Below are 11838 nucleotides of genomic sequence, written 5' to 3'. Positions count from 1 at the left end.
CGTTTCACGTGAAACAGTTCCACATGAAACATGCCTCCGCGATCCCGAACGACCACGCAGGTATGTGCAGTATGTGCAGAAGGCGGCGGCCCGGCACCGCTGTTCCGACCGCCGAGGCATAATAGTCGTTTGATGCGTCGGCCCGGCAGCCTCGATCATGCGATCGGCACGCGCGCGACGCGAGAGAACGAATATGACCGTGCGATTCGGAAGCAGGGACACTCATGAGCAAACACAGGGCGAAACACACTACGACGGAAGTGCGTACTCGGCATGTCTGGCCGTGGGTGGTGCTGCTGGTGGTGTTGCTGCCGGTTCTTGCGGCCGGCGCCTGCGGCTGGAAGCTGTACACCGAGGCCCAGCAGGTCAAGGCCCACGAGGAGCAGGCGATCCAGCTGCTCGGCAACATCGCCGACCTGAGCAACCTCAACAACATCGACGAGGTCAACCAGAAGGTCACCCAGGCCCAGGCCGAGACCTCGGCCGCCAACGTCATCACCCACGGCGCACTGTGGAATCTGGCCTCGAACATCCCGACATACGGCGACGACATCACCACCGTGCAAGGCATGACCGCGGTGGTGGACACGCTGGTCAACGATTCGGTGCCGCAGTTCATGAGCGTGCTGACCACGCTGAAGAGCGCGAACCTCAGCACCGGCGACGGCCAGCTGAACATCCAGCCGATCCTGGACGCACAGAAGAGCATCACGTCCGCAAGCAAGTCGCTGCAGCAGCAGGTGAAGAAGTACCAGCAGCTGCCCGAGGCACATATCGCCCAGATCAGAAGCGCCTACGATTCGGGCAACACGCAGCTCGTCAAGATGGCCGACAAGGTCGACCAGCTGGCCAGCACCTTCCAGATCCTCCCCGACTTCCTGGGTGCGGACGAGCCGCGCACTTACGCGCTGATGGCCATGACCACGTCCGAGGAGCGCTCGTCCGGCGGCCTGGTCGGCTCCGTAGGCGTGGTGACCACCGACAACGGCAAGATCAGCGTCGGCGACTTCCGCGCGAACACCGAGTACATCTCGTACGGCAAGGGCGATCCGACCAACGACGAGTACCGCATCTTCAACACATGGGGACCGCTGCACATGTCGTTCGCGATGCAGGATCTGGCCGTCTACCCGGACACGTCCCGCGTCGCCGAAGGCATGCAGGCGATCTGGCAGCGCACGCCGTGGGGCAGCGCGACCCAGCTGGACGGCGTGATGATGATCGACCCGGTGTTCCTGCAGGAACTGGTCAAAATCAACGGCGACATCACCTTGTCCGACGGCCGCGTGCTCACCGGCGACAACACTGCCGAGTTCCTGCTGAACACGGTGTACATCGACTATCCGATCTCGGAGACGGACTGGTACTTCGAACAGGTGGCCGAACAGACGATCGGCAACATGTTCTCGAACCTCGACCTGATCAAGCTCACCAAGGTCGCGCAGATGATGGGCACGATGGCTTCCGGCCGACACTTCTCCATGTACTCGTTCGACGAAACCGTGCAACAGTCCATCAGCAACGCCGGATTCACCGCGTCCACCCCGAGCAGCGAGGAGCATCCGGCGGTCGGCGTGTACGTGAACGAGCAGAGCCCGTCGAAGATGGGCTGGTACATTCACCGCACGTCGAAGATCACGCGCGCGTCGTGCAACGGCGACGGCTCGCAGACCTACCACGTGCAGTACACGCTGACGAATACGATCGACAGCAGCCTCGTCTGGTCGCTGCCCGATTACATCCGCGGCATGAACGCGGATCAGCACGGCAAGGGCGTGGAGAAGATGCTGATCTACGCGCCGGCCGGCGGCACGCTGACGAACCTGCAGACCTCGGGCGAAGGTTCGGTGACCGACAGCCAGCAGGAATCGCTCAACGGCAAAACGGTGTACGTCTCCCTCGCCACGCTGAACCCCGGCGAGACCGTCACCTACTCGTTCGACGTGACCACGTCCACCAAGGCCGTTTCCGATCTGACCATCGACCAGACGCCGATGGGCTGGACCGACTCCGGCATCACCACCGACACCGCGGCGTGCACGATCAGCAAGTGATCCAGCTCCGGCAGTGACCGGCGGCAGACCAAGTCAAGTGCCCTCTTCCCGTTGGGAGGAGGGCACTGTTGTTTATGAACCGGTTTCGCGCGGAATACGCCGGCGTTCAACTGCACGCCGAGGCAAGTTCACCTGCGCGTGGCCTGCCACACATCATTCGGAAACACGGATGCGGTAAACCGGATGCTGTTATGGATAGAGGTTGAGCAAAGGAATGATCATGCAAGCACAAAACAATCACCAGAACATACACCACGGCAACGCACATCACAGCGATGATCAGTACGACGCCTACATGTACGCCGAATACGGCATCGAGCGCTGACGCCCGAAGCCTTCCCCGCATTGGCGGCTTGCCGAAACGCAAGGCATCCTGCGCCCGGCAAGCCGCCAGTACTGTCACAGGCCCAAGCCCGCGCGCCCACGACGCGAAAATGCATCGATTGCGCAAGTAGCCGTTATCGATCATCCATGATCTCGGCACGACACAAGGGTTTATCCACAAAACGGCCCCGGTTGCAAACCACAGACAAGTTGTCCCAGAAAGCAGATTTACGGTAGGCTGTTTCGTGATAAAGCTGGACGTTGCCCAGTTCGTAAAGCCGCCTCCCAGACATGTTTGGGAGGCGGCTTTACGCTTCATGATCGTCGTCGAACAGGCAACCTCAAAATCTTATTCAGCTGTCTCTGGACTAGGCTCCGAATCCGTAAGATCTTGTTCATCCACTGTTATCCCCAACACAGATACGGACTTACCATCTTCGAAGCGACAATCGGGATCTTCCTGCTGCAGGCGTTCCTTGAACTCAGGATTGAGCTCAAGATCATCCTCATCGGTCAATTCACCCTTAGCTCTACGAACGAGCATGTCTGCGAAACGTTTGCCCATCGGCTTGAACGTGAAATAGGTGATGCTGCCAGACACAAAGCCGCCAATAACCGGAACAGCATGTGTCACTGCGGACTGAATGGTCTGCTTGGTGATTTTGCTTCCGATAAGGGCAGCGACCTTTTTCATGGGAAGGTACCAGAAGGTCTTCGTCAAAGCCATTCCGGCGACTTTCTTCCCGACATTTGCACTTGCTTTTTTAGAAACCGCGAGAATCAGCGCAGCAGAACCGCTAACTCCAAGCATGGCACCCAGATATGCAATCACACGAGCCTGCGTAGTCTCGGACAACTCATCGATATCATTCGAAAACAGATCATCGTCTCCGAAGAGATACGCCAATTTTTGCGCCGTGTTAAGAGCAAAACCGAAATACTGCACAATGTCACCGCCACCGGCAGCAACCATGGTGACTGGATTGCTTGGGAGCCCGGCAATAAATGAGGTTAACGACGTGCTATTGGTGCTGGCCGCGATGACCTTGTCTGCTTTTCTTCTCAGAGAATCAGGCGTATACACGCTCTGCGGACCATTTTCGAGTATCTGATCAAGATAAGGAGACTTCGCAAACTGCCTGCGCAGAAAAGCCTCCCTATCCACACGCACCACTGGAAGTTTTGCAAGCACCGTGATGGTTTCCATCGTCTTCTTTGCCAGCTCATCAGTATCCAGTGTTGCCATATTCGCCCCTTCTCGAATACACGTCACAACTTTTAATGGTAACAACGATTCTTGGTGACATGAAGTCTCGTCGTAATGAAGACTCAGGAAAGTCGGTCTCTTTTTGTCCCAACGAGAATCGGTCGATAGGACGCCAGACCCTACAACGATGCCGCACAAGATCAAACGGCTCAGCTCGTTAAGACGCCCTACATACGATTCCATCACTCGTCAAACGCATCACTACAGAAGAGAATGCGCCATGTGCCGCGCTTGTCAGAGCCTGTGCGAATGATGAGCCCGTTTTTCCTCATCGTCTGGAAAGCTCGCCATACCGTGTTATAAGACACGCCCAGCGCGGATGCTGCTTGCCGGTAAGTGAGCGACGGATTGTCCCGAATCAGGTCCAGAAGACGCTGTTCCCTTTCCGTCAACCCATTTACAGTCCCATTTACAGTCCCATTTACAGTCCCATTTACAGTCCCATCTGGGTCAGTTGCCTGCTCATCAGTTCCATTCGAGTCGCGCCCAACCTCATCATGAGCAGGTAAACCATCCCCGGCAACATCGCCTTCCACCCAGCGCACCGGCACGAACGCCTCGAACACGTCGCCGTCGTCGAGCACAGGGTCCTTGCCGGAATATGGCTTCGAGTACTTGTACAGGTTGCGCATGCCACTGCCAAGCTCGTCGGCAAGGCCGATGTTGCGGAAGAACTTCGCAATGAATGGATTCTTGGACACCGGCTTGAAACTCGTGATGGCAAGCTGCCCCTGAAAAATCGCCTTGGAGGCGTTCTCCGTGTGGATGCCGTCGTTCAGGATGAGGAACTTGGCCGGGTACGGGCTGACGAACTCGCGGTGGATCATCAGGTTCGAGACCAGCTCGCGGATGATGATGTCGCGAGGGCTGACGGTCTGGTCGCCTTCCAGCATGAATCGGTCGGGCAAATATCGTTTCGCGAATTCGGAGATCCGCGATTGCGCCTCGATTAGGTTCGTAGTCACGATAAGCCGGTCGTCGTAACGGTCCAAATTCTGGCGGCGCACGATCACGTCGGTCTTGTAGGCAGGCGCGATGCGCGAGATAACCTCATCCTTGCCGAGCAGCATAACCGCGGCGAGGTTGAAGCCCTCCTCGCCGGTGTCGTAGTTCACGCCGTACAGGTCGGCGCTGCGCATCAGCTCCATGTCATCCATCTCGGCCCACGGATGGCCGGGCGTCTTCAAAGCCGCCATCTTGCGTACACGCGGCAGCAAGTCGAGCCGAAAATCGGATAGCTTAAGATACCGGTACACGCGCTGTTCACTGAAATGGTTCTGCTTGCGGATGTGCATCTGCGCGATCTGCGTCTCGCTGGTGATGCGCCGATCCACGTCGGCAACCCGATCGTAGATCACATGTTTAAAACTCACGACGGATGGGCCGGCGGGAACCCAGACGCGGATTACGAGCTTGCCGTCATATTCGATGCGTTCAGTCTCGATAGCCGGCGCGACATTGAACAGTTTGGGATTGCCAATCACGTTCACGAGATTACGTTCGATGGCGATAGCCTGTTCACGATCGACACCTTCAACAGTACCGTCATTCAGCACCCCAAGGTAAATCGAGCCACCGAATCGATTGTTGAACGAACATACCGTCTCGAATGTATCCGTCTCCGGCTGGACGCCACAGCGCTTGAACTCGACTGAGATGTTCTCGCCGCGCTCAAGCACGGCGGAAAGTTCCGTAGCGTTCATGTCGCCTCCCCCGAATCATTTGTTTGTCCAGTGTAACGCAGATCAAACTAGGCAACTCGAAATGCGGAATCTGAGATGACTCATTCGCCGGTGATGCGTAAGTACCGGCGCTTGACGTGTGCTCCTGCCGTTGACCGGAACAACAAGGAGCACACCAAGTAGCCGTCAGCTACCCTACTGAGCCAGCATCACCTCTTTCCCGCCGCATCCGCCTGCCGCGTGACGGCGCCGACGTGAGCCAGCCAGCATCCCAGCGGGATGGTGAGCGCGCCGCCGATGATGAAGATGAGCCGCACGTCGATCATGTCGGCCAGCGGTCCGAACACCAGCATGCCCAACGGCGTGCCGAAGGTCGAGAACGCGTTCAACAGTCCGAACACGCGCCCCTGCATATCCTCCGCCGACTCCTGCTGCAGCATCGTGAACGCCGGCGACGCGGCCAGCGGCGTGGCCAGTCCGGTCAGGAAATCGATGATCAGGAACACGAGCAGCGTCGGCGCGAAACCAAGTCCCGCCGTGGTGATGCCGATCAGCACGAACCCGACGGCCACCGCGCGCAGACAGTCGTGGATGCGCTTGGCACCGACCGACGACATGAGCAGCCCGCCGAGAATCATGCCGATGCTCCATGCCAGCTCGTTGGCGGCCAGCTTGTCCGACGTGCTAGTGAGCACCTCGAATCCGAGGTTCAGATCGTCGTGCCGGTACTCGCGGTTGATGAGCAGCAGCGTGAGGTTCATCGGCGCCACGTTGATGAAGCAGACCATCGCATTGCCAAGAATGATGCTGCGGATGCGGCGCGACTGCCACGCGTACGCGAATCCCTCCCTCAGCTCGCGGATGATGCGCGCAATGGCACCGTCGCGATCTTCCGATGTTTCCGCGGCCGCACTGTTGACCGTTTCGTCGATCGTCGCACCGCTGCTCTGCCGCACGCCGGCCGATTCGGGAACGCGTATGCACAGCGTGAATCCGATGCCGACGACGGCCGTGGTCACGTCGACGAACAGAATCGCCCACAACGGCAGCATGGTGACCAGTACGGCGGACAGCGCGGGCGCAACGATCTGATTGGCGGACTGCAGGGTGCCGTTGACCGAGTTGACCCGCATCAGTTTGGATTCGGGCGTGATCTGCGGGATGAACGACTGCACGGCGGGCGTCTGCACGCCAGCGCCTGCGGACCGCAGGGCAAGTACCAGCATGATGAGCGAGAGGCTCGCCCAACCGGTCGCGAACGCCGCGGCCAGCAGGACGGTAAGGCACGCGATCACGGCGTCGGGAAGCATGATGAGCAGCTTGCGATTCCACCGGTCGGCCCAGATGCCGCCGAACATGGACACCACGGCCTGCGGCAGGCAGGTGAGGATCACGGCCGAAGCCATGACCGAACCGGAGTCCGACCGCATGACCAGATGCCAGAAGATCGCGTACTGCACCACCGACGATCCCAGCAGCGAGAGCGTCTGACCGGTCAGCAGCAGCGCGATCCGCTGCTTCCAGGATGGGTCTTGTGCCGATGCTGCCGGCTTGGGATGGGGAACGGTTGGATTGGGAGATTTCGATGATGACGTATCAGCTGACGTATTGGTTAAGGTATTGGTTGACATGATGATCCTTGGATGTATCCAGCTCCCGCGATGCAGCGACGGGTAACGTCGCATACGTCACGCGATATGCCGCGACGACGCAGACGATTGATTCACTGCCGTTTACTGACGAACGGGAGTTCCGATAATAACGACGGACAGCGCGCGAATACGGCCCACATAGGATCACTCAAAACCGTTCGGACATGATGCATCATCCGCGTATACCAACGCAGGATCACAACTGATCACGGAGCGGTAAAAAAGAAGATACTGCGAGCCGCGCTACGCGCGCTCGCCGGTCACGCGCGGACGAAACTGAACCCTCGTCATCGCGCATGACAGAATCATCATGCAACATCTCATGCGGGCCACCGTACCAGCCCACCGCCATCGGTCATGCGCGGCACCCGATATACGGACTCGGTCTTCGCGATCCCCGCCTTTGCGCCCCGGCGCCCCATAAGCGTCCGTTTTCCCCCAGAACGGCTCCTGTCCTATCCGGAATCGGACGCTTCTGCCCCAGCGCGCGTCCATTTGCTTCCAGTAATTCTCATGTCCTAGCAGAAAACGGACGCCTCCGACCCAATACGAGACCGTTTATCCTTACTATCCTTATTGTTCTGGTAGGAAACGGACGCTTACCGATGCATCCCGAATCGGAGACCGCTACTTCGGGATCCGTCGGAAACGAAAAAGGGGGTTCAGATTGCTCTGAAAACCCTGATGGCGGAGGATACGAGACCTCAACCTTCAGGCCGGCTCCGCCTTACTGCCGCTTGGGGTTTGCGGGATTCATGCGCTCGCCTCGCCACCTCCGTTACCACGTCCACGGCGTGTCGTGACGGGCTTTTACGGTGCTGCAGGGCGTGGGATGCGCGTGAACTCGCTGCGCCGATGGCCGTGTTGCGGCATCGCTTTCGCTGAATTCTACGCTGAATACACTGAATTCAGTTATTCAACACTGAATTCAGTGTATTCAGCGTATCGAGAACATTTTGGCGGATTGGAGCTCGCTATGGCGCATGAATACGGCAAAGAGACGTTGTCGTTGGAATTCAAGAGCGATCTGAAGCGCCTGCCTGATGATGACCTGCTTGATGCGGTTGTGGCGCTGGCGAACTCGGATGGCGGCACGGTATATCTGGGCGTCGAGGATGATGGCACCCCGACCGGACTCAATAAGGAGCACCGGGATGCGGTCGGTCTGGCGGCGATGATCGCCAATCGCACGGTTCCTCCGGTCTCCGCTCGCACTCAGATTGTCGGGGCCTCGGAAGTGCCGGTGATGCAGATCGATGTGCCGAAATCGCGTAGTGTGGTCTCCACTAAATCGGGCAAGGTGTTGCGTCGTCGCATGAAGGCGGACAGCACGCCGGAAAGCGTGCCGATGTATCCGTATGAGATTGCGACGCGCTTGTCCTATTTGGGCCGTTTGGATTTCTCGGCGCAGCCGGTGCCGGACGCGACCCGCGACGACTTCGATCCCCTCGAACGTGAACGCTTGCGCCGAATCATCGGTACTTACCAGTCCAGCGACCGTAATCTGCTGGAGCTTACTGATGAGGAGTTGGAGCAAGCCCTGCAGTTGACGGTGACCGTCGATGGCAAAGCCATGCCGACGCTGACCGGACTGTTGCTGTTGGGCAAGGAGGAATCGTTGAAACGTTTCGTTCCGACCCATCGGGCTTCCTTCCAGGTCATGTCCGGTACGGACATCAAGGTCAATCAGGACTGCAACGGGCCGTTGTTGAAAACCATTGAGCAGATCAACGATATGTTCTCCCCTTGGAATCCGAGCGTCGAGCTATCCGTCGGGCTGTTCTCCACGATGGTGCCGGAGTTTGACCATAGGGCGTTCCGTGAGGCGCTGGTGAATGCGTTCGGCCATCGTGACTACACCCTACTTGGGCGTGTGCGCGTGCAATTGGACGATGCCGGACTGACCATCGCCAACCCCGGCGGATTCGTGGAGGGCATCAACATCCACAACCTGCTTACCGCCGAGCCTCACGGGCGTAACCCCTGTCTGATGGACACGCTCAAGCGCACGGGGCTGGCCGAGCGTGCGGGACGCGGCATCGACCGTATCTACGAAGGATCGCTGCATTACGGCCGCCCATTGCCCGATTACACGGCGTCGAACGAGCGCAACGTGTCCGTGTATCTGCAGCGTAGCGCGCCCGACGTCGAATTCGTGCGGATGCTGGCCGAAGAGCAGGAGTGCACGGGTAAGACGATGCCGGTTAATGGTTTGCTGATTCTGAACATGCTCAAGAACGAGCGGCGTTGCACCTTCGAAACCATGCGCAGGGAACTCGATATGAGCGAGCAGCGTCTGCGCGCCATGCTTGGTCAGCTTACGGAATCGGGACTGATTGAGGGGTCCGGCAGCGGCTCCCGTCGTGCCTACACCTTGGGCTCCAAGGTGTACAGGCGCACGGGCAAGACGATCGAATACGTGCGTCAGACGGACATCGACCGTGTGAGGTGGCCGGAACTCATCATGAAATTGGCTGCGGAACAGCATGGCATCACGCGTGCGGATGTCATGGAGCTGCTGCATATCGACGCCAATCAGGCGTACTACCAGTTGTCCAAGCTCGTTAAGGCCGGAAGTCTGAAAGTCGTCGGCCGTGGCCGGTGGGTGCGTTATACAGGCGTGTAGCGGTGCCGGTTGGCGTCAATGCGGTAGCTCGTCATCGCCGCCAACGCGGCGAGTGTCATATCGGCCATCAGTCGGGCAGGATGGCGCCGATGGAGAACAGCGCCGCGCTGCCGCCGAGGCTGACGCGGCCGTCGCCGACCGTGGCGTGGATGACGCCGCCGCGCGCCGAGGCCTGATACGCGGTGAGCGCGTTCTTGCCGAGGCGATTGCTCCAGTACGGCAGGATATGGCAGTGGCCGGAACCGCAAACCGGGTCCTCGGGGACATTGAGCTTCGGCGCGAACGAGCGGGATACACAGTCGAAGCCCGAACCCGCGTCTCCGGTTGCCGTGACGTCGGTCAGCAGACCGGGCAGGCCCTTAAGCAGCCCCTGGTCGGGATTGAGATTACGCACGGTCCGCCCGTCGGGCATCACGCACAGCAGGTCGCGGCCGAGCCACGCCTCAACCGGACGGGCGCCCAACGCCTGCTCCATCGCGTCGGTGACCGGGGTGGGCTTCAGGTCGAAGGCGGGGAAATCCATGGTGAACACGTCGCCGGCCTGGTCGTCGCCATCACGCCCGTCGCCCCGCCGCCGGGTCACGGTCAGCACGCCGCTCATCGTGCGGAACCGCACCACATCGGCGTCCGGCTCCACGAACCGCAGCACCACATACGCGGAGGCGAGCGTCGCATGCCCGCACAGGTCGATCTCGCCGCCCGGCGTGAACCAGCGCAGATGCCATCCCGACGGCTCACGCACGATGAACGCGGTCTCGGAGAACCGGTTCTCCATCGCAATGTCCGCCATCAGCTCGTCCGAGGGCCACGACTCCGGCAGGCACACCGCCGCCGGATTACCTTTGAACACCCTGTCCGTGAACGCATCCACCACATACTGTCGCATAGTCATACCTATCTCCCATTGCTTTCGTTGTCTACCGTCGGATGTCCGTCGCCATGAATCTCCCTCCCAAAAAACGAGGCGGAAGGCCGTAAAACCGTCACACAAACACCAGCTGGACGAGCATCATGTACACGATGGTTCCGCCGGCGACGGACACCAGCATGCTGTGGCGCCACCGATGCAACAGCACGATGACGAGGACCGCGATCGCCTCGGGCGCTCCATGGGATCCGAAGAACGGAGATACGTCCTTGAGCGCGTACACCACTAGCAGGCCGGTCATTGCATGTGGCAGAACCCTGCCGAGGTAGGTCACGGTTCTGGGCGGTCGGCGTGAATCGGGAAACAGCGTGAACGGCAGGAAGCGGGTGAGTATGGTGCCCAACGAGACCGCCGCGATGGTCACAACGGCCTGCCATGTGGTCATGGTCATCATTGTTCCTCCCCGGTTCGGGTGCCGTGCTCGTCGTCCGCGGATTCCAATCTCGTACGCAATATCAGGAACGCCACCAGCATCAGCGCCATGGACGGAATCATGAACCGGCTCGGGCCGAACAGCGCCAGACAGATCGTGGAGGCCGACAGCCCGACCAGCGCAGGCGCATGAGGCCGAGCCGAATCCGCGAGATTCGCGATCGCCGGGTGTGGGCGCAGGCCACTGCCGTCGCCCTCCTTCCGGTTTCGGTCGTCATCCCACTGTTCGAGGAGAATCGACAGGAATAAGGCGGCGAGCACGAACTCGATGCCCTTAGTGTCGAACGGAAGCACGCCGCCGGCCAGCCAGCCCAACGCTATGCCGCCGAACCAGTAGGAGCGGCAGAGAGCGGAGACGAACACCATGAACCATCCCCGGTCGACCAGTGCCGGAATATGCATGCTGGAATCGATAGCGAACGTCTCGTCGATCATCGTGAAGATCAGATACGGCTTTCTCCAGCCCAGGCCGCGGAATGTGTCCAGCATCGACAGGCCATAGAACAGATGACGCGCGTTGACCATGATCGCCAACATGAACGCGGACCACGGGGCGAACGGGGACAACAGCAGATTCACGGTGACGAATTCCATCGACCCGGCGAAGATGACGTAGCCCATGGCCAGCGGGTACACGATCGGGAATCCCTTGGCATGCATGAGCAGTCCGTAGGATCCGCCGAAAAACAGGAATCCGGCGGCGATCGGCAGCGTGGGCGGTAACGCGGCGCGGAACGCCGTACGCAACAACGCCATATCGGGAGATCCTTTCGTTCATTGATGTTCCCGTGCATGTGTCGAACGATCCGACTGCGCGGGACGTGTCCGATAGCGGTCATCGTATGACGGGTATATGTGATAAGTACAATCAAA

General features: G+C 59.5%; 8 protein-coding genes. 2 read left to right on the top strand and 6 right to left on the bottom strand.

Annotation, left to right across the window (positions count from 1 at the left end):
- The first annotated feature begins 224 nt into the window (after positions 1–224).
- Positions 225–2054 (top strand): DUF4012 domain-containing protein, encoded by a 1830-nt coding sequence (locus tag KIH76_RS04365; protein ID WP_219069489.1) that lies wholly within the window; start codon positions 225–227, stop codon positions 2052–2054.
- Positions 2055–2727: 673 nt separating this feature from the next.
- On the opposite strand, the gene KIH76_RS04360 is transcribed toward KIH76_RS04365, so the two are convergent.
- The 3 genes from KIH76_RS04360 to KIH76_RS04350 all read right to left on the bottom strand — a co-directional run bounded on the left by KIH76_RS04360 (position 2728) and on the right by KIH76_RS04350 (position 6958).
- Entirely contained in the window at positions 2728–3624 is an 897-nt protein-coding gene (locus tag KIH76_RS04360) for a hypothetical protein (RefSeq protein ID WP_236036823.1), read from the bottom strand.
- Between the two features lie 203 nt (positions 3625–3827).
- On the bottom strand, positions 3828–5348 hold the full coding sequence (locus KIH76_RS04355; RefSeq protein ID WP_219069487.1) for an RNA-binding domain-containing protein: 1521 nt from the start codon (positions 5346–5348) through the stop codon (positions 3828–3830).
- A 188-nt stretch (positions 5349–5536) separates the two neighbouring features.
- Positions 5537–6958, bottom strand: coding sequence for an MFS transporter (locus KIH76_RS04350; RefSeq protein WP_219069485.1), 1422 nt, complete (start codon positions 6956–6958; stop codon positions 5537–5539).
- Between the two features lie 997 nt (positions 6959–7955).
- Here KIH76_RS04350 and KIH76_RS04345 point away from each other — a divergent pair.
- Positions 7956–9605 (top strand): RNA-binding domain-containing protein, encoded by a 1650-nt coding sequence (locus KIH76_RS04345; protein WP_219069483.1) that lies wholly within the window; start codon positions 7956–7958, stop codon positions 9603–9605.
- A gap of 67 nt (positions 9606–9672) precedes the next feature.
- Here the strand turns inward: KIH76_RS04345 and KIH76_RS04340 are convergent, their stop codons facing one another.
- The 3 genes from KIH76_RS04340 to KIH76_RS04330 form a co-directional block, all read right to left on the bottom strand.
- The gene (locus KIH76_RS04340) at positions 9673–10497 is read right to left on the bottom strand and encodes a PhzF family phenazine biosynthesis protein (RefSeq protein WP_219069481.1); all 825 of its coding nucleotides are present in this window, start codon (positions 10495–10497) and stop codon (positions 9673–9675) included.
- Between the two features lie 91 nt (positions 10498–10588).
- Positions 10589–10924, bottom strand: coding sequence for a branched-chain amino acid transporter permease (locus tag KIH76_RS04335; protein WP_219069759.1), 336 nt, complete (start codon positions 10922–10924; stop codon positions 10589–10591).
- Positions 10924–11721, bottom strand: coding sequence for an AzlC family ABC transporter permease (locus tag KIH76_RS04330; RefSeq protein WP_236036822.1), 798 nt, complete (start codon positions 11719–11721; stop codon positions 10924–10926). The genes KIH76_RS04335 and KIH76_RS04330 overlap by 1 nt, the downstream gene beginning before the upstream one ends.
- Positions 11722–11838 lie beyond the last annotated feature (117 nt).

Origin of the sequence: Bifidobacterium simiiventris (genome assembly GCF_019331715.1) — a bacterium.
GTDB lineage: Bacteria > Actinomycetota > Actinomycetes > Actinomycetales > Bifidobacteriaceae > Bifidobacterium > Bifidobacterium simiiventris.
This window is presented reverse-complemented; position numbering and strand designations above follow the sequence as displayed.

Coding starts and splice junctions, on each gene's coding strand:
- KIH76_RS04365 (WP_219069489.1), top strand. CDS start 225: ATGAGCAAACACAGGGCGAAACACACTACGACGGAAGTGCGTACTCGG.
- KIH76_RS04360 (WP_236036823.1), bottom strand. CDS start 3,624: ATGGCAACACTGGATACTGATGAGCTGGCAAAGAAGACGATGGAAACC.
- KIH76_RS04355 (WP_219069487.1), bottom strand. CDS start 5,348: ATGAACGCTACGGAACTTTCCGCCGTGCTTGAGCGCGGCGAGAACATC.
- KIH76_RS04350 (WP_219069485.1), bottom strand. CDS start 6,958: ATGTCAACCAATACCTTAACCAATACGTCAGCTGATACGTCATCATCG.
- KIH76_RS04345 (WP_219069483.1), top strand. CDS start 7,956: ATGGCGCATGAATACGGCAAAGAGACGTTGTCGTTGGAATTCAAGAGC.
- KIH76_RS04340 (WP_219069481.1), bottom strand. CDS start 10,497: ATGACTATGCGACAGTATGTGGTGGATGCGTTCACGGACAGGGTGTTC.
- KIH76_RS04335 (WP_219069759.1), bottom strand. CDS start 10,924: ATGACCATGACCACATGGCAGGCCGTTGTGACCATCGCGGCGGTCTCG.
- KIH76_RS04330 (WP_236036822.1), bottom strand. CDS start 11,721: ATGGCGTTGTTGCGTACGGCGTTCCGCGCCGCGTTACCGCCCACGCTG.